25 protein-coding genes and 1 pseudogene are annotated in these 26,192 nt (G+C 68.5%); 16 read left to right on the forward strand and 10 right to left on the reverse strand.

Annotated elements, in window-relative coordinates; all coding sequences use genetic code 11:
• Window positions 1-5: 5 nt before the first annotated feature.
• Genes ipdA through ipdC form a run of 3 tightly spaced genes read left to right on the forward strand, consistent with a single transcriptional unit; the run spans window position 6 to window position 2,760 of the window.
• Complete coding sequence (ipdA, locus tag G4H71_RS07215; RefSeq protein WP_139183144.1) at window positions 6-905, forward strand: cholesterol ring-cleaving hydrolase subunit IpdA; 900 nt, start codon at window positions 6-8, stop codon at window positions 903-905.
• Entirely contained in the window at window positions 902-1,690 is a 789-nt protein-coding gene (ipdB, locus tag G4H71_RS07220; RefSeq protein ID WP_072736250.1) for a cholesterol ring-cleaving hydrolase subunit IpdB, read from the forward strand. Before ipdA ends, ipdB begins: the two co-directional genes overlap by 4 nt.
• Window positions 1,687-2,760, forward strand: a complete 1,074-nt coding sequence (gene ipdC, locus G4H71_RS07225) for a (3aS,4S,5R,7aS)-5-hydroxy-7a-methyl-1-oxo-octahydro-1H-indene-4-carboxyl-CoA dehydrogenase (protein WP_072736251.1) — start codon at window positions 1,687-1,689, stop codon at window positions 2,758-2,760. The genes ipdB and ipdC overlap by 4 nt, the downstream gene beginning before the upstream one ends.
• A 109-nt stretch (window positions 2,761-2,869) precedes the next feature.
• Here the strand turns inward: ipdC and G4H71_RS07230 are convergent, their stop codons facing one another.
• Window positions 2,870-3,505, reverse strand: a complete 636-nt coding sequence (locus G4H71_RS07230; RefSeq protein WP_072736252.1) for a TetR/AcrR family transcriptional regulator — start codon at window positions 3,503-3,505, stop codon at window positions 2,870-2,872.
• 404 nt (window positions 3,506-3,909) lie between these two features.
• Here G4H71_RS07230 and G4H71_RS22565 point away from each other — a divergent pair, with 404 nt between their 5' ends.
• The 4 genes from G4H71_RS22565 (at window position 3,910) to G4H71_RS07250 (ending at window position 6,726) form a co-directional block, all read left to right on the forward strand.
• On the forward strand, window positions 3,910-4,185 hold the full coding sequence (locus G4H71_RS22565; protein WP_072736253.1) for a VOC family protein: 276 nt from the start codon (window positions 3,910-3,912) through the stop codon (window positions 4,183-4,185).
• Window positions 4,164-4,964 carry a mycofactocin-coupled SDR family oxidoreductase gene (locus G4H71_RS07240; RefSeq protein ID WP_072736254.1) on the forward strand — a complete coding sequence of 267 codons (801 nt, stop codon included), beginning with the start codon at window positions 4,164-4,166 and terminating at the stop codon, window positions 4,962-4,964. The genes G4H71_RS22565 and G4H71_RS07240 overlap by 22 nt, the downstream gene beginning before the upstream one ends.
• Window positions 4,965-5,053: 89 nt before the next feature.
• On the forward strand, window positions 5,054-6,262 hold the full coding sequence (locus G4H71_RS07245; protein WP_072736255.1) for a DegT/DnrJ/EryC1/StrS family aminotransferase: 1,209 nt from the start codon (window positions 5,054-5,056) through the stop codon (window positions 6,260-6,262).
• Window positions 6,259-6,726 (forward strand): LLM class flavin-dependent oxidoreductase, encoded by a 468-nt coding sequence (locus G4H71_RS07250; protein WP_072736256.1) that lies wholly within the window; start codon window positions 6,259-6,261, stop codon window positions 6,724-6,726. The genes G4H71_RS07245 and G4H71_RS07250 overlap by 4 nt, the downstream gene beginning before the upstream one ends.
• On the opposite strand, the gene G4H71_RS07255 is transcribed toward G4H71_RS07250, so the two are convergent.
• Window positions 6,723-6,998 (reverse strand): DUF2277 domain-containing protein, encoded by a 276-nt coding sequence (locus tag G4H71_RS07255; protein ID WP_072736257.1) that lies wholly within the window; start codon window positions 6,996-6,998, stop codon window positions 6,723-6,725. The genes G4H71_RS07250 and G4H71_RS07255 overlap by 4 nt on opposite strands.
• Before the next feature lie 174 nt (window positions 6,999-7,172).
• Here G4H71_RS07255 and G4H71_RS07260 point away from each other — a divergent pair, with 174 nt between their 5' ends.
• The 3 genes from G4H71_RS07260 to G4H71_RS07270 all read left to right on the forward strand — a co-directional run bounded on the left by G4H71_RS07260 (window position 7,173) and on the right by G4H71_RS07270 (window position 10,411).
• Complete coding sequence (locus G4H71_RS07260; RefSeq protein WP_072736258.1) at window positions 7,173-8,075, forward strand: bile acid:sodium symporter family protein; 903 nt, start codon at window positions 7,173-7,175, stop codon at window positions 8,073-8,075.
• An 86-nt stretch (window positions 8,076-8,161) separates the two neighbouring features.
• Entirely contained in the window at window positions 8,162-9,577 is a 1,416-nt protein-coding gene (locus tag G4H71_RS07265) for a cytochrome P450 (RefSeq protein ID WP_072736259.1), read from the forward strand.
• A 60-nt stretch (window positions 9,578-9,637) separates the two neighbouring features.
• Window positions 9,638-10,411, forward strand: coding sequence for a TetR/AcrR family transcriptional regulator (locus G4H71_RS07270; protein WP_072736260.1), 774 nt, complete (start codon window positions 9,638-9,640; stop codon window positions 10,409-10,411).
• Window positions 10,412-10,590: 179 nt separating this feature from the next.
• Here G4H71_RS07270 and G4H71_RS07275 read toward each other — a convergent pair whose 3' ends face one another.
• From G4H71_RS07275 to G4H71_RS07290, 4 genes are read right to left on the reverse strand one after another with little or no spacing between them, the layout of a single operon-like run.
• On the reverse strand, window positions 10,591-11,739 hold the full coding sequence (locus tag G4H71_RS07275) for an acetyl-CoA C-acetyltransferase (RefSeq protein ID WP_072736261.1): 1,149 nt from the start codon (window positions 11,737-11,739) through the stop codon (window positions 10,591-10,593).
• A 13-nt stretch (window positions 11,740-11,752) separates the two neighbouring features.
• A complete protein-coding gene (locus G4H71_RS07280) occupies window positions 11,753-12,391 on the reverse strand; it encodes a TetR/AcrR family transcriptional regulator (RefSeq protein ID WP_072736262.1) in 639 nt (212 codons plus the stop codon).
• A 38-nt stretch (window positions 12,392-12,429) separates the two neighbouring features.
• The gene (locus G4H71_RS07285) at window positions 12,430-13,233 is read right to left on the reverse strand and encodes an SDR family oxidoreductase (protein WP_072736263.1); all 804 of its coding nucleotides are present in this window, start codon (window positions 13,231-13,233) and stop codon (window positions 12,430-12,432) included.
• A complete protein-coding gene (locus G4H71_RS07290; protein ID WP_072736264.1) occupies window positions 13,230-14,462 on the reverse strand; it encodes an acyl-CoA dehydrogenase family protein in 1,233 nt (410 codons plus the stop codon). Before G4H71_RS07290 ends, G4H71_RS07285 begins: the two co-directional genes overlap by 4 nt.
• Window positions 14,463-14,510: 48 nt before the next feature.
• Between G4H71_RS07290 and G4H71_RS07295 the strand changes: the two genes are divergently transcribed.
• The 5 genes from G4H71_RS07295 to G4H71_RS07315 are packed head-to-tail and all read left to right on the forward strand — an operon-like array spanning window position 14,511 to window position 20,105.
• Window positions 14,511-16,058 carry a FadD3 family acyl-CoA ligase gene (locus G4H71_RS07295; RefSeq protein ID WP_072736265.1) on the forward strand — a complete coding sequence of 516 codons (1,548 nt, stop codon included), beginning with the start codon at window positions 14,511-14,513 and terminating at the stop codon, window positions 16,056-16,058.
• Window positions 16,055-16,924: an enoyl-CoA hydratase gene (locus G4H71_RS07300; protein ID WP_072736266.1), complete on the forward strand. Its 870-nt coding sequence runs from the start codon at window positions 16,055-16,057 to the stop codon at window positions 16,922-16,924. The genes G4H71_RS07295 and G4H71_RS07300 overlap by 4 nt, the downstream gene beginning before the upstream one ends.
• Window positions 16,925-18,082, forward strand: coding sequence for an acyl-CoA dehydrogenase family protein (locus tag G4H71_RS07305; RefSeq protein ID WP_072736267.1), 1,158 nt, complete (start codon window positions 16,925-16,927; stop codon window positions 18,080-18,082).
• On the forward strand, window positions 18,079-19,044 hold the full coding sequence (locus G4H71_RS07310; protein ID WP_072736268.1) for an acyl-CoA dehydrogenase family protein: 966 nt from the start codon (window positions 18,079-18,081) through the stop codon (window positions 19,042-19,044). Before G4H71_RS07305 ends, G4H71_RS07310 begins: the two co-directional genes overlap by 4 nt.
• Window positions 19,041-20,105, forward strand: a complete 1,065-nt coding sequence (locus G4H71_RS07315) for an acyl-CoA dehydrogenase family protein (RefSeq protein ID WP_072736375.1) — start codon at window positions 19,041-19,043, stop codon at window positions 20,103-20,105. The genes G4H71_RS07310 and G4H71_RS07315 overlap by 4 nt, the downstream gene beginning before the upstream one ends.
• Before the next feature lie 110 nt (window positions 20,106-20,215).
• On the opposite strand, the gene G4H71_RS07320 is transcribed toward G4H71_RS07315, so the two are convergent.
• From G4H71_RS07320 to G4H71_RS22860, 4 genes and pseudogenes are all read right to left on the reverse strand, one after another.
• Complete coding sequence (locus G4H71_RS07320) at window positions 20,216-21,355, reverse strand: RNA polymerase sigma factor (protein ID WP_072736269.1); 1,140 nt, start codon at window positions 21,353-21,355, stop codon at window positions 20,216-20,218.
• Window positions 21,352-21,762 carry a YciI family protein gene (locus G4H71_RS07325; protein ID WP_217631297.1) on the reverse strand — a complete coding sequence of 137 codons (411 nt, stop codon included), beginning with the start codon at window positions 21,760-21,762 and terminating at the stop codon, window positions 21,352-21,354. Before G4H71_RS07325 ends, G4H71_RS07320 begins: the two co-directional genes overlap by 4 nt.
• A gap of 306 nt (window positions 21,763-22,068) precedes the next feature.
• Window positions 22,069-22,518: an imine reductase family protein gene (locus G4H71_RS22855; protein WP_367890088.1), complete on the reverse strand. Its 450-nt coding sequence runs from the start codon at window positions 22,516-22,518 to the stop codon at window positions 22,069-22,071.
• Window positions 22,495-22,962: pseudogene (locus tag G4H71_RS22860) on the reverse strand (NAD(P)-binding domain-containing protein); the annotation flags it as partial. The gene G4H71_RS22855 and the pseudogene G4H71_RS22860, both read right to left, overlap by 24 nt.
• A 98-nt stretch (window positions 22,963-23,060) precedes the next feature.
• On the opposite strand from G4H71_RS22860, the gene G4H71_RS07335 reads away from it, so the two are divergent.
• On the forward strand, window positions 23,061-26,183 hold the full coding sequence (locus G4H71_RS07335; RefSeq protein WP_072736271.1) for an AfsR/SARP family transcriptional regulator: 3,123 nt from the start codon (window positions 23,061-23,063) through the stop codon (window positions 26,181-26,183).
• Window positions 26,184-26,192 lie beyond the last annotated feature (9 nt).

Consider the following 26,192-nt stretch of genomic DNA (forward strand, 5'->3'; position numbering starts at 1 on the left):
AGAGAATGCGCGACAAGCGGACGACGCTCGACGATGCCGTCGCCGAGCTCCGCAGCGGCATGACGATCGGGCTCGGCGGGTGGGGATCACGCCGCAAGCCGATGGCGTTCGTGCGCGCGATCCTGCGCTCGGACGTCACCGATCTGACCGTCGTCACCTACGGCGGCCCCGACCTGGGTCTGCTGTGCTCGGCGGGCAAGGTCAAGAAGGCCTACTACGGCTTCGTCTCGCTCGATTCGGCGCCGTTCTACGACCCGTGGTTCGCCCAGGCCCGCACCGCAGGCGCGATCGAAGCGCGGGAGATGGACGAGGGCATGGTCAAGTGCGGCCTCGAAGCCGCAGCCGCGCGCCTGCCGTTCCTGCCGATCCGGGCCGGGCTCGGTTCGGACGTGCGCAACTTCTGGGGCGGCGAGCTCGAGACCGTCACCTCCCCCTACCCGGACGCCTCCGGCAGGGCCGAGACGCTGGTCGCGATGCCCGCGCTGAACCTGGACGCCTCGTTCGTGCACCTGAACATCGGCGACGCCCACGGCAACGCCGGCTACCAGGGCGTCGATCCGTACTTCGACGACCTGTACTGCCTGGCCGCGGAGAAGCGCTTCGTCTCCGTCGAGAAGATCGTCGAGACCGAGCAACTCGTCAAGGAAGTGCCGCTGCAGCAACTCCTCCTCAACCGCATGATGGTGGACGGCGTGGTCGAGGCGCCGAACGGCGCCCACTTCACCCTCGCGGGCGACTCCTACGGCCGCGACGAGAAGTTCCAGCGCCACTACGCCGAGGCCGCGAAGACCCCCGAATCCTGGCAGAGTTTCGTGGACCGGTTCCTGTCCGGATCCGAGGACGACTACCAGGCCGCCGTCACGAAGTTCCACGCCGATGCCGAGAAGACTGGGGAGAAGGCATGACCTCCACCGGAACCACGAACAACGACACCGTCGACAGTGACACCGTGACCAGGGCCGAGTACTGCGCGATCTCGTGTGCCGAGATCTTCTCCGGCGCAGGCGAGATCATGGCCAGCCCGATGGCAACCGTGCCCTTGATCGGTGCCCGTCTCGCCCGGCTGACCACCGAGCCGGACCTGCTGATCACCGACGGCGAGGCGCTGATCCTCGCCGACACCCCCGCGGTCGGGGCGAAGGGCCCCGTCGAGGGCTGGATGCCGTTCCGGAAGGTGTTCGACGTCGTCGCCTCGGGCCGCCGGCATGTGGTGATGGGTGCCAACCAGATCGATCGCCACGGCAACCAGAACCTCTCGGCGTTCGGTCCGCTCCAGCACCCGACGCGCCAGATGTTCGGTGTCCGTGGCGCTCCCGGCAACACGATCAATCACGCCACCAGCTATTGGGTGGGGAAGCACTCTCCCCGGGTGTTCGTCGACCGGGTCGACGTCGTCTCCGGAGTCGGCTACGACAAGGTGGACCCGGAGAACCCGGCCTACCGGTTCCTGCACCTGCACCGGGTGGTTTCCAACCTCGGTTCCTTCGACTTCGGCGGGCCGGGACACACGTTGCGGGCGTTGACCCTGCACCCGGGCGTCACGCCCGAGGACGTCACCGCGGCCACCTCCTTCGAGGTGGCCGGGCTGGACGAGGCCGGCGTCACCCGTGACCCGTCCGCCGAGGAACTGCGGATCATCCGCGAGGTCCTCGACCCCCGCGGGCTGCGTGACCGCGAGGTCGCGTCGTGAGTACCCATCTCCGTACTCCCCTCACCGAACTCGTCGGCATCGAGCATCCCGTCGTCCAGACGGGAATGGGATGGGTCGCCGGCCCGCGCCTCGTCGCGGGCACGTCCAACGCGGGCGGGCTCGGAATCCTCGCGTCGGCAACGATGACGTACGACGAGCTCGAGGCCGCGATCGCCAAGACCAAGTCGCTCACCGACAAGCCGTTCGGCGTGAACATCCGCGCCGACGCCGGCGATGCACCGGCACGGATCGATCTGCTCATCCGGGAGCAGGTGAAGGTCGCGTCGTTCGCGCTGGCGCCGAAGAAGGAACTGATCGCGAAGCTCAAGGACAACGGCGTCGTCGTCGTTCCCTCGATCGGTGCGGCGAAGCACGCCGTCAAGGTCGCATCCTGGGGCGCGGATGCGGTGATCGTGCAGGGCGGTGAGGGTGGCGGACACACCGGCCCGGTCGCCACGACCCTGCTGTTGCCGTCGGTGCTCGATGCCGTGGACATTCCGGTCGTCGCCGCGGGTGGGTTCTACGACGGCCGCGGACTGGCGGCGGCGCTCGCGTACGGCGCCGCCGGGGTGGCGATGGGGACGCGTTTCCTGCTCACCCAGGAGTCCCAGGTACCCGATTCGGTGAAGCAGGAGTACCTTTCGCGTGGCCTGCAGGACACCACCGTCTCCCGCAAGGTGGACGGGATGCCGCACCGCGTCCTGGACACCGAGCTCGTGACCAGCCTCGAACACTCGGGCAACCTGCGCGGCCTGATCGCGGCGGCACGCAATGCGTCGAAGTTCAAGTCGATGACCGGAATGAAGTGGTCGACGCTGGTGCGCGACGGGCTCGCCATGAAGAAGTCGAGCGACCGTACCTGGCAGCAGATCATCATGGCCGCCAACACCCCGATGCTTCTCAAGGCCGGTCTGGTGGACGGCAACACGCAAGCCGGCGTCCTGGCCTCCGGCCAGGTGGTGGGGATGCTCGACGATCTGCCGACCTGTCGGGATCTCATCGACGGCATCGTCGCCGACGCGGCGGCGCGCATCGATGCCCTCACCGCTCTCACCGCCCTCCCCCGCTGAGCTCTCCGCCTCTGAGCTCTCCGCCACTGAGCTCTCCGGAGACAACCCACCGCTCACCCCAGGCCACCTTCACCCACCCCACCCGTGGGTGAAGGTGGCCTTCGGCTCCTCAGACCGGCCGAATGGTCCCTTCACCCGCGGCGGGGCGGGGCGGGACCGGAGGCGAGACGGCGAATCCGTCGAGGAAGACCGCGAGGCAATCGTCTGCGAGGTCGTCGATGGAGTACGGATCGTCGCTGCGATGCCACTTGATCGACAGCCAGACGGCGTCCCGGATGAACCGGTGAAAGACCTTCGTGGGAATGTCCGTTCGGAACACTCCCTGGGACCTACCCTCTTCGATCGCGTCGATCCACACCTGCTGCACTCGATCGGACAGCAGTTTCGCCCGCCGGTACTCCGCCAACTCCCGCAGATTCGCCAGTTCGTTCTGGAAGATCTGGGTGGCATACGGGCTGTCCTGCGCCGTGCGGAGCGAGACATCCACGATCGCTCGCAATCGTGAGCGCGGGTCCAGTTCCGCGCCCGCCATCGACTCGTATTCGGCCTGCAGCTGCTCCAGGTAGCCGGTGATGAGTTCGTTGACGATGGCATCCTTCGAGGGAAAATAGTGGTACAGCGCTCCGGGGCGGACACCGACGCTCTCGGCGATCTCGCGCATCGAGGTAGCCGCCACGCCCTTGCTCGCGAAGAGCCGGGCCGACGCCTCCAGAATGCACTCTCGGCGAGCCTGAACGTGAGACATGCACTCCTCCGGATCTTGTCGAGCACCGGGCACCGACGTTAGAGACGTGCCGGAGCGAAATCAAATATCAGTTCCCGCACACTGTTTCACACTCCGGGCCGTCGAAGGCGCGGCCACGACGGCGCGCCCACTCAGCGGGAGAGGCCGTTGATTGAACGTTCATACAGGAGCTTTGATTCAGCTATGCGATTCGACCAACTCCACCATGTCGGAGTCGTGGTGGACGACATCGAGCGGGCCGCGACGCAGGTCGAGCGCCTGTACGGGACAGCCGTGACGATCTTCGACGAGAGCGCCTTTCCCTGCCGTGTCGACGGCGTCGACCAGAACCCGACGCAACGCCTCGGCCTGTCGGTCGGGAAGGCACCTCACCTCGAACTGCTTCAGGCCGTCCGGGTTCGGTGGTGTGGTCGGAAGAAGGAATCCACCACCTCGGGTTCGTCGTCGACGACCTCGAATTCGCCGCTCGCGCACTCGAAGAAGCCGGATCGCCGATCTGGATGGGCGGCATCCGCGACGGTGTGTACCCCTTCGGGGTCACCTATCACCGGGATCCGCTGGGACAGGTGATCGAGCTTCTCGACCGGCGCAGCGCGGCCCGATTGTCGGCCCGATCCCGTACCCGTGTCGACACCATCATCCAGGAAAGGCGGGATTCGTGTCCCTCTCAGGAAAAGTAGCTTTCGTCACCGGAGCGGCCCAGAGCCAGGGCCGGAGCCACGCCGTGCGATTGGCAGCCGAAGGTGCAGACGTCATCGCCGTCGACATCTGTGAACAGATCGATGTCGTTCCCTACCGCATGGGCGACGACGCCGGGCTCGCCGAGACGGTCCGACAGGTGGAGGCTCACGGCCACGCGATCCATGCGGCTCGATGCGACGTTCGCGACCGGGACGCCCTGCACAAGGTCGTTGAGGACGGGATCGCACGGTTCGGCCGGCTCGACGTCGTCGTCGCGAATGCGTCGGTCTGCTCGGTGCAGCCGCTCGAGGACGTGACACCGGAGATCTGGAACACCACCCTCGACGTCAACCTCACCGGTGTGTGGAACACCTGCGCGGTGGCGATACCGCACCTGGTGTCCGGTGGCGGCGGAAACATCGTGATCACCGGGTCCACGGGAAGTGTCGTCGGCCTTCCCTTCTATCTGCCGTATGTGGCGTCCAAGCACGCGCTGATCGGCATCTCACGCACGCTCGCACTGGAACTCGCGGACCGAAACATCCGCGTGAACACCATCCTGCCGACCGGCGTCGACACCCCACAGGGCCACTCGTCCGTCCTGCCCGCCCTGCTCGACAGCCGACCGGACCTCCGGTCGATCTTCGTGAACAGCCTTCCGGTCGAACGCATCGACGCCGAGGACGTCACCAACGCGATGATGTTCCTGATCTCCGACGCCGCACGCTACGTCACCGGGGTCGCCTTCCCGGTCGATGCCGGTGCGACCATTCGCTGATTCGCCGGTGAGCAATTCGACTATTGCCTCAGCATCTTCCGTCACATTCCACACCTTCCGTCACCTTCCACACCGAGGAGCGACAACAGATGTCCCCACGTGTCACCTATGCCCGCAGCGTTCACGACGACGCCGAGATCAATGCCTGCCTCGACGTGCTCCGCAGTGGCCCACTGGGACTGAAGATCGGGAAGAACGTCGCCGAGATGGAGCAGAAGGTCGCCGACCTCTACGGCAAGAAGCTCGGCTTGATGTGCAACTCCGGGTCCTCGGCGATCTATCTCGCCCTCGAACTTCTCGACCTGCCCAAGGGATCCGAGGTCATCACTTCGCCACTGACCTTCTCCACCGACGTCTCGCCGATCGTCCGCGGAGGCTGGGTCCCGGTCTTCGTCGACGTCGAACCCGACACGTACAACGTCGACACAGCGAAGATCGAGGAGATGATCACCGACGATACCGGAGCGATCCTCGTCCCGAACCTCGCGGGAAACGCCCCGGACTGGGATGTCATCCGCGAAATCGCCGACAGGCACGGGTTGAAGGTGATCGAGGACTCCTGCGACTGCATCGGAACGACACTCCGAGGAACAAAGACCGGGACTCGGTCGGACATCACCGTCACCAGTTTCGCGATGGCGCACATCATCACCTGCGCCGGGAACGGCGGCATGGTGTGCCTCGACGACGAGGCCCTGCGCGACAAAGGCCTCATGCTCCGGCGGTGGGGGCGTCGATCCGAACCTCACCTGTTCGGTTCCGCCGGTGGCGGCCGGGTCTTCCGGGAGGACCTCGACGGAGTTGCCTACGACAACGACTTCATCTTCGACGTCCTCCCCTGGAACTTCGAACCCTCCGAACTCGGCGCAGCATTCGGTCTCCAGCAACTCCGGAAGCTCCCAGCCAACTTCGCCCGGCGATCCGAGATCTTCGAGGCGCTGTCCGCCGCCTTCGGCGCGTACCCGTCGCTGTTCTCACTGCCCCGACAGCTCGACGGATTCCACACGGCCTGGCTGTGCTACCCCGTACTGGTGAAGGAGCAGGCCGGGTTCTCTCGGGGCGATCTCCAGGAATCGCTCGAAGCCGCCGGCATCGATACACGGACGGTGTGGAGCGGCAACATCACCCGGCACCCGATGATGAAGGGCATCGAGCATCGGATCCCGGATTCCGGCCTGCCGAACGCGGACGCCGTATTCGAACGGGGGATGTCGTTGGGGATGAGTCACGGCATGACGGACGAGGAACTCGACCATGTCGTCGCGAGCATCCATGCCTTCGCCTCCCGGATCGCGTGATCCCGACTCGATCGGACCCGCCGGTCACCGGAGCAGCTGTCAAGACCGCGCTGTACGCCCCACCCGTCGAACCCGACATCGAGCGGTGGCGCGAGAAGATCCGCCACATCGACGCGAGCGAGCTCACCGCGCTGTCGGTGTCGGACCACTTCCTGGCCTCGCGGCAGGACTCGATCGCAGCCCTGGCCGCGCTGGCAGCATGCACGGACCGAGTTCGACTCATGGCGCTCGTCCCGTGCAACGACTATCGGCATCCCGTACTCACGCACGAGGCCGCCGCGACCATCGACGTGCTGTCGGCGGGGCTACTCGTGGGCACCGTCGAGGAGTGCACCGAACAGTTGCTCGAACGCCGGGAGCGCCTGGGGCTGAACTACGTGGATTTCGGAGCGACGGGCTTCGCCGAGGTGGCACCGCTGATCCACGAGCTGGCAGGGATCCGCGACCCGGCCGGCAGCTCCTAGCCCGCCGCGCGGGCCGCCTCCCGGGCGCGAACCTCCGGCCTTCTCAGTGGTGGCACCGTCTTGGGCGGCTGTCGCCGTGACGGGAGCGCGTCGAGCAGGCGCGTCGTCACCTCGGCGACCTCGGCGACGGCCCGTTCGAACGGTTCGCGATTCTTGTCGGACAGGGTGTGGATTCCGCTGACCTTGCGGACGTACTGCCTGGCGGCCGCCTCGATCTCCTCGTCGGTGGCCGCCGGCTCGAGCCCACGCAGTTCGGTGATGTTTCGGCACATACCTTCGACGGTAGACCCGGCCCGCGCCGAGTTCCAGGGTCGAGCAACATTGGCAACCTCCCCTCCCGCCCTCCCGCCCGCTTCCCGCGAAAGCGGGCAAAGCGGAGGTTCCGTGCGGTAGCCTCCCTCCACTCCGCAGCCAGCACCACCCCGCAGCCAGCACCAGGAGACGCCTTGGATTCCGCTCTCGCCACCGTCGGTCTTCCGATCGCACTGGCCGTCATCATGTTCGGTCTCGGTCTCTCCCTGACCGTGGCCGATTTCGGGCGGGTGGCCCGGCACCCGAAGGCGGTCACGATCGCTCTCGTATGCCAGTTGCTGCTGCTGCCGGTCATCGCCTTCGGCCTGGTGAAGCTCTTCGGCCTGGATCCTCTCCTCGCCGTCGGCATGATGCTGCTCGCCGCCTCCCCCGGTGGTACCACCGCCAATCTGTTCAGCCATCTCTTCCACGGCGACGTCGCCCTCAACGTGACCCTCACGGCGGTCAACTCGGTCATCGCCGTCGTCACGCTCCCGGTGGTCACCAACTTCGCGCTCGCCTACTTCGACCCGGACGACGGCGCCACACTCGGCCTGCAGTTCTCGAAGGTCAGCCAGGTGTTCGCGATCGTGCTGGTGCCGGTGGCTCTCGGCGTGCTGGTCCGGCGTCTGCGTCCGGGTTTCGCGGCAGCGATGGACAAGCCGGTCCGCATCGGCTCGGCCGCGGTACTCGCACTCGTCATCGTCGGGACCGTGCTCGCAGAACGCGAGAGCATCACCGACTACCTCGCGTCGGTCGGGCTGATCACCCTCATCTTCTGCGTACTGAGCCTGAGCATCGGCTACTTCGTCCCGCGGCGTCTGGGCATCACCAGCAGACAGTCGATCGCCTGCTCGATGGAGATCGGCATCCACAACAGCACGCTGGCGATCACCATCGCCGTCAGTCTGCTCGCGAACGTGACGGTGGCGGTACCCGCCGCGGTGTACGGCGTCCTGATGTTCCCCGTGGCCGCCGTGTTCGGTTGGATCATCACCCGGCGCGGCACCGCCGCCTCCGACGATTCCGCGGACGCGCCGGCCGTCCGGCAGACCTGACCGGAAACGGTTGACACTCCCGTCTCGCGGCGTACGTTGCGTAACAGACACCGTCGACGGCGACGGTCCGGATTCGGGGGCGAGACATGGGCACGACAGCGTTCCGGGACGGCGGGCTCCCGGACTCGATTCCCCACCCGCCACGGCGCCTTCCGCTCGTGGGGGACGTCCTCGGCCTGTCGACGAAGCGCCCGCTCCAGGCAGCGCTGCGCACTGCGGATCAGGTCGGCCCGATCTTCGAACGGGTGGTGTTCGGGACGCGGTTCGTGATGGTCACCGACCCCGATCTCGTTGCCGAACTCTCCGACGAATCCCGCTTCGCCAAACACGTCTCGCCGGCCGTCGCCGCGCTGCGGGACATCGGAGGCGACGGCCTGTTCACCGCCCACAACCACGAGCCCAATTGGGCGAAGGCACACGATCTGCTGCGTCCGGCGTTCACGCAGAGCGCGATGCGTACGTACCACGCGACGATGGCCGAAGTCGCCGGAGAACTGACGTCGCACTGGGATTCTCGTCTCGGCGAACCGATCGACGTCTCCCGGGACATGACCAAGCTGACGCTCGAGACGATCGGGCGCACCGGATTCAGCCACTCGTTCGACTCGTTCCGCCGGGAACGACCCCATCCCTTCGTCGAAGCGATGGTCGATGCACTGAGCTACGCGCAGCTGAGTACCCTCACATCCCTTCCGGTGATCGGCCGTCACCTGTTCCCGAGAGCGACACGGCGCAACGAGGAGGCGCTCGCCCATCTCGCCGAGGTGGTCGACTCCGTCATCCGTGAACGGCGGGACGGGTACGAGGCCGATCCGTCGGCAGCGCGCCCGAACGACCTGCTCGAACTCATGTCGAAGGCCTCCCGCGAGAACGACCCCCATCGGCTCGACGAGCGCAACATCCGCAATCAGGTGGTCACCTTCCTCGTCGCGGGACACGAAACCACCTCCGGTGCACTGTCTTTCGCCCTCTACTACCTCGCCCGCCACCCCGAGTTCCTGTCTCGGGCCCGCGCGGAGGTGGACGAGGTGTGGGGCGACGACGAGCCCACGTTCGCGCAGGTACCGAAGCTCCGGTACGTCCGGCGCGTCCTCGACGAGGCACTGCGCCTGTGGCCCACGGCGCCGGCGTACGCGCGGGAGGCCCGCGAGGACACCGTCCTCGCCGGCCGGTACCCGCTGCGGGCCGGCGAATGGATGATGGTCCTCATCCCTGGGCTGCACCGGGACTCGGTGTGGGGCGAGAACCCGGACCGGTTCGACCCCGACAACTTTCTGCCCGAGCGTGTGCGGGCCCGACCCGCACACGTCTACAAGCCGTTCGGTACCGGCGAACGCGCCTGCATCGGAAGGCAGTTCGCGATCCACGAGGCTGTTCTCGTGCTCGGAACGATCCTGCGGCGTTACACTCTCACCCCGGACCCGGGCTACCGGCTGCGGATCTCCGAACGACTCACTCTGATGCCGGAGGGTTTCACCCTCGAGCTCCGGCGCCGGAGCTGACCGTCTCGGTACGGCCGCACCGTACGGCAGCCTCACCCGGACGAATCTAGGATGGCGGCCATGTCGAAGAAGCCGTCGCCCAGCGAGGAGGCCGATCGCCTGCTGCGGCTCCTCTGGCGGCACACCCTCGGAGAGCCCGCCGGCGCGCGCGGTCCCCGACAGGGCATCACCGTGGACGAGGTGGTACGGGCGAGTATCGCGCTCGCCGACCGCGAGGGCCTGGCCGCGGTGTCGATGCGCAAACTGGCCGAAGCCCTCGGCGTCGGCGTCATGACCCTCTACACGTACGTCCCGGGCAAGGACGACCTCGTCGCCCTCATGGTCGACGAGGTCGAGGGAGAGGTCGAACCACCGGGGCCGTCCGGTGGCCTGCGCGACCGGCTCGCCGCGATGGCCGAGTCGCTCTGGGACGAGTACCGGCGGCACCCCTGGCTTCTCGATGTCGGGGACCTCCGGTTCGCGCCGGGGCCGAACGGATCCGAACGGTTCGAATGGCAACTGGCGCTGATCGAAGGTCTCGGCCTCGACGACATCGAGATGGACCAGACGGTCGCAGCCATCACCGGGTTCACCGCTTCCTGCGCCCGGGCGGCCCTCCAGATGCAGCGCATCCAGGAACGATCGGGGATGAGCGACGCACGCTGGTGGGAAATCAATGCGCCGATTCTCGCGGAGGTGATGCCGGCCGACCGCTACCCGATCGCGGAGCGCGTAGGCACCACTGCAGGCACGACGTACAACGCCGCGAGCGACCCCGGGCGGACCTTCCGGTTCGGCCTCGAACGGATCCTCGACGGCCTCGAGGGTCTGGTCTCCTCCCGCTCCGGCTCCTGACCGTCGGCGGTGGCGCCGCGCAGGAATCCCCCACCCCTGGGTGACGGGTCCATTCGCCTCGTCAGATCGGTCGAATGGTCCCGTCACCCAGGGAGGGGGAGGCGCGGGGACTCGGGCGGGATGGGTGAGTCGGGGTGGAGTCCGGTGGAGTCCGGTGGAGTCGGGTGGAGTGGGGTGAGTCAGACGCGCTCGATGATCGTCACATTGGCGGTACCGCCGCCCTCACAGATGGTCTGCAGGCCCCAGCGGCCACCGGTGCGCTCGAGTTCGTGCAGCAGGGTGGTCATCAGCTTGGTGCCGGTGGCACCGAGCGGGTGGCCGAGCGCGATGGCGCCGCCGTTGACGTTGACCCGTGCCGGATCCGCGCCGGTCTCCTTCAGCCAGGCGAGCACGACGGGTGCGAACGCCTCGTTGATCTCGACGAGGTCGAAGTCGTCGATACTCATTCCGGTCTTCTCGAGCGCGTGGCGGGTGGCCGGGATCGGCGCGGTGAGCATGAAGATGGGGTCGTCACCGCGGGCGCTGAGGTGATGGATGCGGGCGCGCGGGGTCAGTCCGTACTTCTCCACCGCCTCGCCCGACGCCAGTGTCACCGCGCTGGCACCGTCCGAGATCTGGCTGGCCACAGCGGCGGTGAGCCGGCCGCCCTCGACCAGCGTCTGCAACGACGCCATCTTCTCCAGACTCGTCTCCCGCGGTCCCTCGTCCACCGCGGTGTCCCCGAACGGCACGATCTCGCGTTCGAAGCGCCCCTCGGCAATCGCAGACTTGGCTCGCTGGTGGCTCTGCAGAGCCCATCGCTCGAGTTCCTCACGCGACAGGTCCCACTTCTCGGCGATCATCTCGGCGCCCCGGAACTGGGAGACCTCCTCGTCGCCGTAGCGCCGGGTCCAGCCCTCCGAACCGGATGTCGGAGTGTCGAATCCGTACTGCTTGCCGACCACCATCGCCGACGAGATCGGGATGCGGCTCATGTTCTGCACGCCGCCGGTGACGATGACGTCCGCGGTGCCGGCGAGGATCGCCTGCGCCCCGAAGTGCACGGCCTGCTGGCTCGACCCGCACTGCCGATCCACCGTCACCCCGGGTACTGCTTCCGGGTAGCCCGCGGCCAGCCAGGCCAGCCGTGCGATGTTCCCCGCCTGGCCGCCGATGGCGTCGACACAGCCGAAGATCACGTCGTCCACGTTCTCCGGGCCGATCCCGCTGCGGCGTACCGTCTCCCGGATGACGTGCGCACCCAGATCGATCGGGTGCACCGGCGACAGGCCGCCGTTCTTCTTCCCCACCGGTGTGCGAACGGCGTCGACGATGTAGACCTCGGTCATGATGGCAGTACTCCTAGGTTGTCGAGATCGACGGGCTCGCGAGCCCGTCGAGAACGATGGCGAGATATTGCTTGGCGACGGCGTCCGCGGTCAGCGATCCGCCCGGGCGGTACCAGCGGACCGCCACCCAGACCGTGTCCCGCAGGAATCGGAAGACGAGCTCGACGTCGAGGTCCGCCCGGAAACCCCCGTCCCGGACACCCGATTCGAGGACACCGACCCACAGCGTGCGGAACTCGGTGTTGTAGTCCCGCAGGTACGAGAATCTGTCGTTGTCGATGAGGTGCTTGACCTCGTCCTGGTAGATCGCGACGGCCGCGTGCGAGGCGTCGATCGCCTCGTAGGACGTCGTCACCAACGCCTCGAGGGTGGTCCGGCTGTCCCATCCGGCCGACACGATCTCGCGGTACCGTGCGAAGAGGTCGTCGAGGAATCCCCGCAGGATCTCGTCGACGATCGTCTCCTTGGAGTCGAAATGGTGGTAAAGGCTTCCGGAGAGGATCCCGGCGGCGTCGGCGATGTCGCGCACGGTGGTGGCACGCACGCCGCGCTCGGCGAACAACGTCGCCGCGAGGTCGCGCAGTTCTGCTCGGCGACCACCCTTGGAGCTGTCGGTCCGGAGCCGGTCACCGTTGTCACGCGGAGGAGTCATGCCACCATCCTATCTACCAAGCGCTTGCTTTCTGCAGGTCAGGCCCGTTGCGAGGAGATCGACACCACCTCTCCGGTGAGGTAGGTGGAGTAGTCGCTGGCCAGCATCGCGATGGTCGCCGCGATCTCCCACACCTCCGCGGCGCGGCCGAACGCCTCCCGGGACGCGAGGCTGTCCAGCAACTCCTCGCTGGTCACCTTCGCGAGGAAAGCGTGCCGGGCGATGGACGGCGCCACGGCGTTGATCCGGACGCCGTACTCGGCGGCCTCGATCGCGCTGCACCGGGTCAGTGCCATCACGCCCGCCTTGGCAGCGGCGTAGTGAGCCTGCGAATGCTGCGCCCGCCAGCCCAGGACGGAGGCGTTGTTGACGATCACGCCGCCGTGCGGCGCCTCGCGGAAATAGCGCAGCGCGGCCCGGGTCGCACGGAACGTCCCGTTCAAGGTGATGTCGAGGACGCGATCCCACTCCTCGTCGGTCATGTCGACGAGCGGGGTCTCGCCACCCAGGCCGGCATTGTTCACCAGGACGTCGATCCGGCCGAGTGCGGCCGCCGCCCCGGAGACCAGTTCGTCCACCTGCTCGGTGCTGGAGACGTCGCACACGATTGCCTCCACCTTCGCGTTCGGGAACTCGGCGGCGAGCTTCTCCCTGGTCTCGCCGAGCCGACGCTCGTGCCAGTCCGAGACCAGGACGTCGGCGCCCTCGAGCAGCGCCCGACGGGCGGAGGCGAAACCGATACCGGTGCCGGCCGCGGCCGTGACGACGACCTTTCTGCCGGCGAGCAGGCCGTGCCCCTCGGGCTCGGTGGGTGGAACGGACAGGGGAGACGATTGCGTCACGGTCGTGCCTCTCGCGGAAGTCCGAGCACGCGCTCGGAGATGATGTTGCGCTGGATCTCGTCGGATCCGCCGTAGATGGTGTCGGCGCGGGTGAACAGGAACAGCCGCTGCCATTCGTCGAGTTCGAGATGCTCCGGGTCGCGCACGTCGCCGGGTATTCCGGCCGAGTCCGCCACGGGCGCGACGAGCCCCGCGGCACCGCGCACGTCCATCGCCAGGGCTCCGAGGTCTCGGTGCCAGTTGGCCCACAACAGTTTCGCGACCGAGGCCTCGCCTCCGGAGGTACCGGCATCGACGGCGTCGAGGGTGCGCATCGCGTGAGCGCGGATCACCCGCAGGCCGACGTATGCGCGGGCGATGCGCTCGCGGATCGCCGGATCGCGATGCGCTCCGTTGGCCCGCGCCAGATCCACGATGCCGCGCAGTTCTCGGGCGAAGCCGATCTGCTGACCCAACGTGGACACGCCGCGCTCGAAGGTGAGCAGCCCCATCGCCACCTTCCAGCCCTCCCCGGGCTCGCCGACCACGAGATCCGCGTCGGTGACCGCATCGTCGAAGAACACCTCGTTGAACTCCGACGTCCCGGTGAGCTGCTGAATCGGCCTGACGGTGACACCCGGCTGGTCCAGCGGGACGAGCAGGAAGCTCAGGCCTTGGTGGCGGGTCGATCCCGGTTCGGTGCGGCACAGGACGAACGCCCACTGGGCGACGTGGGCGAGCGAGGTCCAGATCTTCTGGCCGTTGATCACCCACTTGCCGTCCGCGAGCCGCGCCGTGGTCGCCACCCCGGCGAGATCGGAACCGGCGCCGGGTTCGGAGTAGCCCTGCGCCCACAGCTCGGTGACATTGCGGATGCCCGGGAGGAAGCGGCGCTTCTGTTCCTCGGTGCCGAACGCGATGAGGGTGGGCCCGAGCAACTCCTCGCCGACATGGCTGACCCGCGCCGGCGCGTTCGCCTTCGCGTACTCCTCGTGGAACGCCACGTGCTGGCCCATCCCCACGCCGCGGCCGCCGTGCTCGGCCGGCCACCCGAGGCAGGTCCACCCCGCAGCGGCGAGGTGCCGGTCCCACGCCAGCCGCTCCTCGAAGAACTCGTGCTCGCTGCCCGGCCCGCCGGTGCCCTTCAACTTTCCGAACTCACCCGTGAGGTTCTCGGCCAACCACTGCCTGACCTCGGCGGCGAAACTCTCGTCCGCAACCTGTCCGTCTCGGCTCTCGCTCTCGTCCACGTTTGTAAGATAACCTACCAAGCACTTGCTAGGTAGGTAGGGAGTGAAGTGAGCGAGAAACCGAGAACCACACCCGCCGCACTCGTGCGCGCCGCACGGGAGTTTCCGGACGGGGACGCCATCGTGGACGACGGCGTCCGACTGACATTCGCACAGCTGCACGCGCGTGTCCGGGTTTTCGCGGGAGCGCTCGTCGCCCGCGGCGTACAGCCCGGTGACCGCGTCGCGATCTGGGCGCCGAACTCCGCCGAGTGGGTGATCGCGATGCTCGGAGTGCACTACGCGGGGGCGGTCGTCGTCCCGGTCAACACCCGGTACACCGGCGCCGAAGCCCTCGACATCATCGAACGCGTCGCGGCCCGGGCGCTGGTCGTCGTCGGCGCATTCCTCGGCACCGACCGCTACACCCGGCTGCGCGAGGCGGGCCCCCGGCTCGAGATCCCCACGGTCGTCCGGGTTCCCGGTGACGCCCGGGACGAGCCGACAGCCGGTGTGCTCGACCTGCCGGACTTCCTCGCGCTCGCCGACGACTCCACCCTCGCCGAGGCCGACGCCCGAGCGAGCGCGGTGGCACCGGACGACATCTGCGACATCCTGTTCACGTCCGGAACGACCGGGCGCAGCAAGGGAGTATTGACCGCACACCGGCAGACCGTCGACATCGCCGACGCGTGGGCGGACTGCGCCGAGGTCGTCGCCGAGGACAACTACCTCCTCATCAATCCGTTCTTCCATTCGTTCGGGTACAAGGCCGGCATCGTGGTGTGCGTGTTGCGCGGCGCCACGATCGTGCCTATGGCGGTCTTCGACGTGCCCGCCCTGATGGCCGGGATCGCCGAGGAGAAGATCAGCGTGCTCGCCGGGGCCCCGACCATCTTCCAGTCCGTTCTCGACCACCCGGATCGCCCTCGCTTCGATCTCTCCAGCCTGCGCGTGGCGATCACCGGAGCCGCCGCGGTGCCGGTACGCCTCGTCGAGCGGATGCAGTCCGAACTCGGGTTCGACGCCGTCATCACGGCCTACGGCCAGACCGAGGCAGTGGTGATCACCATGTGCCGCACGGACGACGACCCGGTAACCGTGTCGACCTCGTCGGGCCGTGCCACCGCGGGATTCGAGGTCCGGATCGGCGAGCACGACGAGATCCTGGCGCGCGGGCCGAACATGATGCTCGGCTACCTCGACGACCCGGAGGCCACCGCCGAGGCGATCGATGCCGACGGCTGGTTGCACACCGGTGACATCGGCACCCTCGACGAACGCGGCTATCTCGACATCACCGACCGACTGAAGGACATGTACATCTCCGGCGGATTCAACGTCTACCCCGCCGAGATCGAGAACGAACTCGCCCGGCTCGACGCCGTCGCCGAATCCGCCGTCATCGGTGTTCCGGACGAACGCATGGGCGAGTTGGGTCGCGCCTACATCGTGCTCAAACCCGGCCACACCGCGGGCGAGGACGAGGTCATCGCCTTCTGCCGGGAGCGGCTGGCCAACTTCAAGGTGCCGCGCTCGGTGCGGTTCGTCGAATCGCTTCCCCGGAACCCTTCCGGAAAAGTTCTGAAAAACGTTTTGCGTGAGGAGAAGTCGTGACCATCCCCTACGAACCCGACGTCGTCACCTACGAGGTGCGCGACCACGTCGCCGTCGTGACACTCAACCGCCCCGACTACCGCAACGCGCAGAACTCGGTGATGACCTACGCGCTCGATGCGGCATTCGAGCGAGCGGTCGAGGACGACGACGTCAAGGTGATCGTCCTCGCCGGCAACGGCAAGCACTTCAGCGCCGGGCACGACATCGGTACTCCCGGCCGGGATCATCACGTGCACTACGACAACAAGGCCGTGATGTGGTGGGACCATGTCGACAAGCCCGGCGGGGACCAGCGGTTCGCCCGCGAGATGGAGGTCTACCTGGGTATGTGCCGCCGATGGCGGGAGATCCCCAAGCCGACCGTCGCGATGGTGCACGGAGCGTGTATCGCCGGCGGACTCATGCTCGCGTGGGTCTGCGACATGATCGTCGCCTCCGACGACGCGTTCTTCTCCGATCCGGTCGTACGTATGGGCATCCCCGGCGTCGAGTACTTCGCGCATCCCTGGATGCTGGGACCGCGTTTCGCCAAGGAAATCCTGCTCACCGGTGACCGTTTCACCGCACAGCGTGCCTACGAGGTGGGCATGGTCAACCGGGTGGTGCCGCGCGACGAGCTCGAATCCGAGACCTTCGCGATCGCCGGCCGTATCGCACAGATGCCCAGACTCGGCCTGGCCCTGACGAAGAAGGCCGTCAACCAGTGCGAGGACCAGATGGGGATGCGAAACGGGATGGACTCGGTGTTCGGTCTGCACCATTTCGCCCACGCCCACAACGCCGAGGTCGACACCGACCCGCTCGGCGGACAGGACGCGAAGTCCATGGCGGCCGGCGCACGCACGCAGGAAGGCGACAGATAAGTGGACCTCGAATTCGACGACGCGACCCTCGCCTTCCGCGACGAGGTGCGTACGTTCCTCGCCGAACACGTCCCCACCACACCCCTGCCCTCGATGGACACCGCGGAGGGTTTCGAAGCCCACCGCGGCTGGGAACGGACGCTCGCCGACGCCCGGCTGTCCGTGGTGTCCTGGCCCGCCGAGCTCGGTGGCCGCGACGCGAACCTGTTGCAGTGGGTCGTGTTCGAGGAGGAGTACTACCGTGCCGGGGCTCCAGGCCGGGTGAGCCAGAACGGCATCTTCCTGCTCGCACCCACCCTGTTCGAACACGCACACCCGGAACAGTTGGCCCGGATCCTGCCGCGGATGGCCCGTGCCGACGACATCTGGGCCCAGGCGTGGTCCGAACCCGAGTCCGGCAGTGACCTCGCGAGCCTGCGCGCCACCGCCACCCGCGTCGACGGCGGCTGGCTGCTCAACGGCCAGAAGACGTGGAGCTCGCGAGCGAGCTTCGCGGACTGGGGTTTCGGCCTGTTCCGGTCGGACCCCGAGGCAGCGCGCCACAAGGGCATCACCTACTTCATGTTCGACCTGCGGTCCGAAGGGGTCACCGTCCGTCCCATCGACCAACTCGACGGCGAGCCCGGGTTCGCCGAGATCTTCCTCGAGAACGTCTTCGTCCCCGACGACCCGGATTCCCCCGGAGAGTCCGGCGTGATCGGCACCGTGAACGAGGGCTGGCGGGTCGCGATGAGCACCGCGAGCAACGAGCGCGGGCTGTCGCTGCGCAGCCCCGGACGATTCCTCGCCACCGTGGACAGACTGGTCGACCTGTACCGATCCGCCGGCAGCAGGGACGCCGAGAGCGGACGTCGCGTCGCCGATGCCTGGATCGGGGCGCGCGCCTACCAGCTCAGTACCTTCGGCACCGTCACCCGCCTCGCGGACGGCGGGCAGCTGGGTGCCGAATCCTCGATCAACAAGGTCTTCTGGTCCGAGTGGGACATCGCCACCCACGAGACGGCGCTCGAACTGCTCGGGCCCGAGGCCGAACTCGCCGGCGGATGGATGGACGGATACCTGTTCTCGCTGTCCGGTCCGATCTACGCCGGTACCAACGAGATCCAGAAGAACGTGATCGCCGAGCGCCTGCTCGGCCTACCGAAGGCGGACCGATGAGATTCACCCTCGACTCCTCCCACCAGGACTTCGCGTCCAGCATCGACGCGCTGCTCACCAAGGCGGACATGCCGGCGGTGATTCGGGCGTGGAACTCCGGCGACACCGCACCGGGACTCGAGGTCTGGCACCGGCTCGCGGAGACCGGGGTCAACGGTCTCCTCGTTCCGGAGGAGCACGACGGGCTGGGCGCCGACGCGATCGATCTCGTCGTCGCGGTGGAACAGCTGGGCCGCCACGCCGTCCCCGGTCCGGTGGCCGAAACCCTCGCCGTGGCACCTGCACTGCTCACGGCGGTCGCCCCGGAACGGTTGTCCACGGCGGCATCCGGATCACTCACGACGGTGGCCGCTCCCCCGGAGGTGCCCTACGCGCTCGACGCGGACGTGGCCGACCTCGTCCTGCTCCTGGACGGGGACACGGTCGGTGTCGCGACCGCGGGATCTGCGAGGTCCTCGGTGGACCAGGCGCGTCGCCTCCATCCCGTGACGGCCGCCGAGACGCTCGGCCGGGCCGACGCCGCCGCGGCCTTCGATCTGGGCGCCCTCGCCACCGCAGCCCAGCTGCAGGGCCTCGGCCAGGCGATGCTGGAGACGTCCACCGAATACGTGCAACAGCGCAAGCAGTTCGGCCGGGCAATCGGCCAGTTCCAGGCGATCAAGCATCATCTCGCCGAAGTTGCTGTCGCGCTGGAGATGTCCCGACCGCTGCTGCACGGTGCCGCACTCGCCGTCCGGGACGGCTCGTCCGACGCCGGGCGCGACGTGTCGGCGGCCAAGGTGGCCTGCGGCGACGCCGCCTACCGCGCCGGTCGGATCGCACTGCAGGTGCACGGAGCCGTCGGGTACACCCAGGAACACGACCTGTCGCTGTGGCTGACGAAGGTACGCGCCCTCGTCACCTCGTGGGGCACGCCGTCGTGGCACCGCGACCGTGTGCTGGACGCGGTGGTGGCCTCGTGAACACCGACACTCGATTCGAGACCGCCGAGCGAGCGGCGCTACGCGCCTCCGTACGAGATCTGCTGTCCAAGCACTCCGACTCCGCGGCGGTGCGCCGAGCGATCACCGCCGAGGACGGGTACGACCACACACTGTGGACCCGGCTGGCCGAACAGATCGGTGTCGCGGCGCTGGCCGTGCCGGAGCGCTACGACGGCGTCGGTGCCGGACTGCTCGAGGTCCACGTCGTCCAGGAGGAACTCGGTCGCAGGCTCGCCCCGACACCGATGCTCGGCTCGGCCGTCCTCGGGGTGCAGACCCTGTTGCTGTCCGGCGACGAGGACGCCTGCACCCGGTTGCTTCCTGCCACCGCGGCGGGTGAATCCGTCCTCGCCGTCTGCTGGGCCGACGAGTCGGGATGGAGCGGCACCGGGGTACGCGCCGACGGCAACTCGCTCACCGGCACCGCGCACTATGTTCTCGGCGCCGACGTGGCGGACGTGCTACTGGTCCCGACTTCCGTCGGGCTGTTCGAGGTGGCTCCGGACTCTCCCGGCGTGGAGGTCGGCCGGGTACCGACGGTCGACCCGACCCGGTCACTGTCCACGGTCACGTTCTCGGGTGCCGAGGGACGGCGTCTCACCGCTCCCGACGATCTCGTGGACAGGCTGCGGTCGGTGGGGATGATCGCGTTGTCCGCCGAGCAGGTCGGCGCCGCTGCCGCGATACTCGAGCAGACGGTGGAGTACACGAAGTCCCGCAAGCAGTTCGGCCGCGCGATCGGCTCGTTCCAGGCGCTCAAACACCGGATGGCGGACATGTACGCCCTCGTGGAGACGGCCCGGTCGATGTCGTATGCCGCGGCGCACTCCCAGACGGCCGAGGACGCCCGGATCGCGAAGGTGTACTGCTCCGAGGCGTTCGAGCAGGTCGCCGCCGACGCCGTCCAGTTGCACGGAGGTATTGCGATCACCTGGGAGCACGATGCGCAGCTGTACTTCAAGCGGGCGCACGGCAGTGCCCAGTTGTTCGGCCCGCCCCGCTCCTTCCTCCCGGACCTCGCCACCGCCGCCGGCCTGTAGAAGGCCCCGACCCCGCCGCCTCCCTTTCCCCTTGGGTGAAGGGACCATTCGACCGGTCCAACGAGGCACAGGGCACTTTCACCCCGGGGAAGGCGGCGGGAGAAGGTGCGTCATCGCATCGACCGCACCCTGGCTGCCTCCCGGGTGAGGTGATCACGTTCCGGCACGCTGGTGGCGGCCCGGGCGGCCTCGGCATACAGAGCGGCAGCGCGGTCGACGTCGCCCAGCCGTTCGTGCAGATACGCGGACACTGCGGTGTAGCGGGGCAGTGCGGGGTCCAGGTCCGCCAACGCCGCCAGCCCGGTCCGTGCCCCGTCGGCCTCGCCGACCGCCACCGCGCGATTGAGGCGAACCACCGGGCTGTCGGTGAGGCGCACCAGCTCGTCGTACCACTCGACGATCTGGACCCAGTCCGTCTCGTCGGCACTCGGGGCATCCGCGTGCAGGGCGGCGATCGCCGCCTGGGCCTGATACTCGCCCAGGCGGTCACGAGCCAGCGCCGCCTGGAGGATCGTCACGCCCTCGGCGATCGAGCCGGAATCCCAGAGTGATCGATCCTGCTCGCCGAGCGGTATCAGGCGACCCCCGGGACCGGTACGGGACGCACGGCGCGCCTGGTGCAGCAGCATGAGCGCGAGCAGACCCGCGACCTCGGGCTCGTCGGTCGAGGCGGCGAGCTGACGGGTGAGGCGAATGGCCTCGGCCGTCAGATCCACGTTTCCGCCGTACCCCTCGTTGAAGACGAGGTAGAGAACCCGCAGCACGGTCCCGAGATCACCGGGCCGGTCGAGCGGCACGCCCGTGAGCCGCCGTTTGGCCCTGCTGATCCGTTGTGCCATGGTCGCCTCGGGGACGAGGTATGCCGCCGCGATCTGCCGCGTCGTCAGACCGCCGACCGCACGCAATGTCAACGCGGCGGCCGCATTTCGCGGCAGGGAGGGGTGTGCACAGAGGAAGTAGAGCCACAGCGTGTCGTCCGTCGCCGGTGCCGGGCCGGCGGGCGGCGACGCCTCCACGACATGTTCGCGTCGACGTCGAGACGTCTCGGCCCGGGCGCCGTCGACGAACCTGCGCCACGCGACCGTGACGAGCCACCCCTTCGGATCGCGCGGTGGATCGTCCGGCCACGTCTCCAGCGCTCGGATCAGAGCTTCCTGCGCCGCATCCTCCGCCGAAGGGAAGTCGGCTCCCCGGCGGCGGAGGACGCCGATCACCTCCGGCACGAGCTCCCGCAGCAACGATTCGTTCATTCGTCCACTGTGGGCGGTTCGGTGAGGAACGGGCGAACCTCGAGCCATTCGTGGATCGGGTCGCCGCCGGGCCCGGGGGCTGCCGAGAGTTCCCCTGCCAGCTGGACCGCTCGATCCCAGGACTCCACGTCGATGATCATCCAGCCTGCGATGAGGTCCTTGGTCTCGGCGAACGGGCCGTCGGTCACCGGTGGGCGCCCCTCGCCGTCGTACCGCACGAACGCACCCTCGGCCGCCAGTGCCTGGGCGTCGACGAACTCACCCGTCTGCTCCAGGCCGGCCGCGAAGTCTCGCATGAACTGTATGTGTGCGTCGACCTCCTCCGGCGTCCACCGGTCCATCGGCGCGAAGTCGACGGCGGGTGTCGGGCCGCCCCGGTAGTGCTTCAGCAGTAGGTACTTCATGATGATCTCCTCGTTCGCCACGCGGCCCGTTCGACCGCTCGTACCCCTGGGACGGAACCGCCGTCGCGTTCTCGACACCGGGATCCCCGATACCTGACATCACCGACACCTGACATCCGGGTTCCACCCCGATTCTCGCCGCCGCCCCCGCTCCCCCCGCGGGCGAAGGGACCATTCGACCGATTCAACGAGGCACGGGGCACCTTCACCCAGGGGAAGAGGGGCGGAGACGAGGGAGGCGGAGAGGAAGGGAGACGAGAGGAGAGGAGAGGAGAGGAGAGGAGAGGAGAGGAGAGGAGAGGAAACGAGTCAGTGACGCGGCCTGCGGATGACCTCGAACAACGACGTCCAACCGCTTCCGGCCATCCCGGACGCGATCGCGGCGTCGTACTGCGCCTTCACCGCTTCCGGGAGCCCGGCGTCGATGCCTGCCTCCCGGCTCGCGCCGACGATGTGGTCGGCGGTCGCCCCCATCATCACCACGTCGGCGCCGTCGTCATTGTGGTCCCCCACGTCGAACCGGCGCGCCGAGTCCTCGAGCATGGAGGTGGCCAGGGCCATCGTCTCCGCCGCGTACGGCACCAACTCCTTCGCGGTGACCCCGGCCGACGCGAGCAGGGCCGAGGCATGCGCGAACGTGGACAGCGCGGTGAGGAAGATGTCCAGCTGTGCCTGGTACCAGAGCTGCGCCAGCGCCGGGTCCTCGCCGCGATAGTCCGGGCGGCCGATCACCGCGAGTGTGTCGTGATGAGTCGCCATCAGTGCCTGCGGGCCGCTGTAGAAGACGTACGACGCGTCCGTGGCCACCAGCGGCGCCGGCACCATGATGCCGCCGACGAGCAGGCTCGCTCCCCGGTCCGCCAGCCACCGGGCAGCCTCCCGGGTGACGCCGGGAGTGTCCGAGCTGAGGTTGACCACCGTCTTCCCGCCCAGGTCGTCGCCGACGGTGTCGAGGATTTCGTACATCGCCGCATAGTGTGTGAGGCTCACGAGGACGAGGTCACTCGCCCGCACCGCCGCGGCGGCAGTGGGGGCGCGGACCGCCCCCTGCTCGACCAGCGCGTCGGCGCGGCTCGCGGTCCGATTCCACACCGTGACCGGGTGGCCTGCCGCGAGGAGTGCACTGACCATCGCCTGTCCCATCGGCCCGAGGCCGATCACACTGACCGCCGGCCGGGAGTTCTCCGTGTTCGACATGTCTTCTCCTCTGTTCGCTGTGTCCGTACGGCACCGACACTGCGCGACGCCGCTGACGGATCACTGACGGCGACCTGACGGAGGCCCGCACTAGGCTGTCCGGCATGCGGTTCGGCGTGCTCGGCCCCTTGCTTGCGGACACGGAGACTGCGGACACGGACGGCGGCGCCGTCGTCGAGGTGACGGAGCCGAAGGTCCGTCTCCTGCTGGCTGCCCTGCTCGTGTACCCCGGCCGGCCGGTCTCGGTCGATCGGCTCGTCGACCTGCTGTGGCCGGCTGGTCCACCACGGACCGCGGGCAACGCGCTGCAGTCCAAGGTCTCCCAGCTGCGCCGGGCTCTCGGCGACCGGTCTCTCGTGCTCCACGGGTCGGGTGGCTACCGGCTCGACGCCGGACGGTGCCACCGCGACGCGGACGAGTTCGACGAGGCGATACGGCACGCGAGCCGGACGCGGGACACCGACCGGCGGCTGGCCTGCCTCGACGCCGCCCTCGGCCTGTGGCGCGGCGACGCCTTCGAGGAGTGGGACGACCCCTGGTTCGCCGGCGAACGGACACGCCTCGACGAGCTCCGAGTCGTCGCCACGGAAGATTGGCTGGAGGCGAGGATCGCCGCCGAAGACCCTCGAACGCTCGTCGCCGAGCTTTCCGAACTCGTTGCTCGTCATCCACTTCGGCCCCGGATCCGAGTCCTGCACATGCGGGCGCTGGCCGCATCCGGCCTCCGCGCGGAAGCGCTGGCGAGCTTTCGTGCGCACCGCGACGCCCTGGCCGACGCTACCGGCCTCGATCCGGATCCCTCGCTCGTCGCGCTCCACGAGTCGCTGCTGCGCGACCAGGTCGCCACCCCTCACCCGGGCCGCATCCCCGCCCCCGTCACGCCACTCGTGGGCCGCGAACGCGCGGTGCAGACCGCGGTCACGGCACTCCGGGACGGACGGCTCGTCACCCTCACCGGGATCGGCGGTGTCGGAAAGACCCGCCTCGCCGTCGAAGTCGCGCACACCCTGGCGACGAACCGCACCCTCGCGGTGTGCTTCGTCGAACTCGAACAACTTGCGCCCCCGTCCGATCGCCACCCGAGCGAACGGGTCGCCGAGGCGGTTCTGGCGGCGCTCGGTGTCACGGACCATCCGTCGATGCCACCGCTGCCGACGGCCACACCCGTTCCGGCGGTCGACCGACTCGACGCGGCACTGACGAACCGGGAGATCCTTCTCGTCCTCGACAACTGTGAGCACGTCGTCGACCCGACCGGGGTCCTCACTGCGCGTCTACTCCGCGCGCACCCGGCGCTTCGGGTCCTCGCAACCAGCCGACAACCCCTCGCACTCGCCGGCGAGCGCATACTGCCGGTCGACCCACTCGAACTCCCGCAGCCGGGCGACGATCCGGCCGGCTCTCCGGCCGTCCGTTTGTTCGTGGATCGCGTCGCATCGACGCTGCCCGAATTCTCCCTGCACCCACGGAATTCGGATTCGATCGCGCAGATCTGCCGACGGCTGGACGGCATTCCCCTGGCTCTGGAACTCGTCGCACCGCGGGTACGGGTCCTCGGTGTCCCCGGGCTGCTCGACCGCCTCGACGACCGGCTGCAACCGGCTGCCACACTCACCGACCTCCCACCGCGGCAACGCACACTCCACTCGATGATCGACTGGAGTTTCTCGCTCCTCACCGCCGCGGAACGGGCGGTGCTCCGGCGGCTCGCCGTGTTCGCCGGCGGGTTCACCGCGGCTGCGGCCCGATCGGTGTGTTCCGCGCCCGACGTCCCGGAGGACGCGGTGACGGACCTTCTGGCCCGCCTGGTGGACCGCTCACTGGTGGTCGCCGACGTGCACCGGGACGGGCCCGCGCGCTACCGGCTCCTCGCCACCGTGGCCGAGTTCTGCGCCGCTCATCTGGAAGCGGAGAACGAACTGGACCGGGTGACGAGCCGTCACAGCAGGTACTTCACCGCACTGGCGGAGCGTGCCGCGCCCGAGCTCGAAGGGCCGGAGCAGGCCCGTCTGCTCGCCGTCCTCGACGAGGAGTACGCCAACCTGCGCGCCGTCGCCGAACGTCCCGGTAACCCCGAATCCCTGCGCATGGTCGAAGCGCTGCGCTGGTACTGGGTCCTGCGCGGCCGATATACGGAGGCGTGCCGGCTCCTGAGATCGGTCGTCGCGACGACGGCCGACGATCCGGCTCGGCAGACCGGTACGGAACTGTGGCACAACGGTTTCGAGATCCTCGCCGGGACGTCTTCTCCGCCTCTCCCGGGCGACCTCGACGACGTGGGGTCGGTCTCCGGCCGCACGCTGTGGTTCCTGGCATTCGCCGCGTACGCCGTCGTCGCGATGGACACTGCCCGGGCCTTCGTCGACCGTGCGATCCCCGCCCTCGAATCGGCCGGGGACCGGTGGGGCCTCGCCGCGGCACTGTGCGTACGAGCGCAGCTTCGCCTCGGCTCCGACGAAGCCGACGGCGGACGTTCCGACGCCGAGACGAGCATGGCCGTGTTCACCGATCTCGGCGACGCCTGGGGCCGAGCGCAGGCCGCCTACCCACTCGCCATCCTCGCCGAGGCCGCCGGCGACTACCCGGAGGCGATGCGTCTTCACCAGCAGGGATATCGCGGGGCCCGGGAGTTGGGACTCTGGCACCCGGCGTCGGACCGGCTGTGTGGGATGGCGCGGATCGCTCTGCTCGAGCACGATGTCGAACGATCACTGGCGTTGCACCGGGATGCGTTGGCGGTCGCCGACGAGCACGGATACGAGGGCGGGCGGGTGTCGGCGACGATCGGACTGGGGCTCACGCTCCGGCGGATGCACCGACTCGACGAGGCGGAGGAGCCACTGAGGGTCATGCTCGATTGGGGGCTGAGCCGCGACTTCCTGCCGGTCACCACACTGATGTACGCCGAACTCGGGTTCGCCGCGGAACTGCGCGGCGACACCGGAGCTGCCCACGATCTACACCGACGTGGCCTCGAAGCCGCCCGTCGGCTCGGGGATGTCCGGGCGATCGCGCTGGCACACGAGGGTCTGGCCGGCGTCGAACTCGCCGACGGCCACGCCGTCGCCGCCGCCCGGCTGCTCGGTGAAGCCCATGCCCTGCGCCTGTCCGTCGGCTTGCCTCTGCCTCCCGGCGAGCGAGGGGACGTCGCCCGTATCGAGAGCGGGGCCCGCGCGATGCTCGGCGACGAAGAGTTCACGACCAGATTTACAGCAGAGGTCGAGTAACGTCCACTG

Source organism: Rhodococcus triatomae (assembly GCF_014217785.1).
GTDB lineage: Bacteria > Actinomycetota > Actinomycetes > Mycobacteriales > Mycobacteriaceae > Rhodococcus_F > Rhodococcus_F triatomae.

Coding starts and splice junctions, on each gene's coding strand:
- ipdA (WP_139183144.1), top strand. CDS start 6: ATGCGCGACAAGCGGACGACGCTCGACGATGCCGTCGCCGAGCTCCGC.
- ipdB (WP_072736250.1), top strand. CDS start 902: ATGACCTCCACCGGAACCACGAACAACGACACCGTCGACAGTGACACC.
- G4H71_RS07230 (WP_072736252.1), bottom strand. CDS start 3,505: ATGTCTCACGTTCAGGCTCGCCGAGAGTGCATTCTGGAGGCGTCGGCC.
- G4H71_RS07245 (WP_072736255.1), top strand. CDS start 5,054: ATGTCCCCACGTGTCACCTATGCCCGCAGCGTTCACGACGACGCCGAG.
- G4H71_RS07255 (WP_072736257.1), bottom strand. CDS start 6,998: ATGTGCCGAAACATCACCGAACTGCGTGGGCTCGAGCCGGCGGCCACC.
- G4H71_RS07265 (WP_072736259.1), top strand. CDS start 8,162: ATGGGCACGACAGCGTTCCGGGACGGCGGGCTCCCGGACTCGATTCCC.
- G4H71_RS07270 (WP_072736260.1), top strand. CDS start 9,638: ATGTCGAAGAAGCCGTCGCCCAGCGAGGAGGCCGATCGCCTGCTGCGG.
- G4H71_RS07275 (WP_072736261.1), bottom strand. CDS start 11,739: ATGACCGAGGTCTACATCGTCGACGCCGTTCGCACACCGGTGGGGAAG.
- G4H71_RS07280 (WP_072736262.1), bottom strand. CDS start 12,391: ATGACTCCTCCGCGTGACAACGGTGACCGGCTCCGGACCGACAGCTCC.
- G4H71_RS07310 (WP_072736268.1), top strand. CDS start 18,079: ATGAGATTCACCCTCGACTCCTCCCACCAGGACTTCGCGTCCAGCATC.
- G4H71_RS07320 (WP_072736269.1), bottom strand. CDS start 21,355: ATGAACGAATCGTTGCTGCGGGAGCTCGTGCCGGAGGTGATCGGCGTC.
- G4H71_RS22855 (WP_367890088.1), bottom strand. CDS start 22,518: ATGGCGACTCATCACGACACACTCGCGGTGATCGGCCGCCCGGACTAT.
- G4H71_RS07335 (WP_072736271.1), top strand. CDS start 23,061: ATGCGGTTCGGCGTGCTCGGCCCCTTGCTTGCGGACACGGAGACTGCG.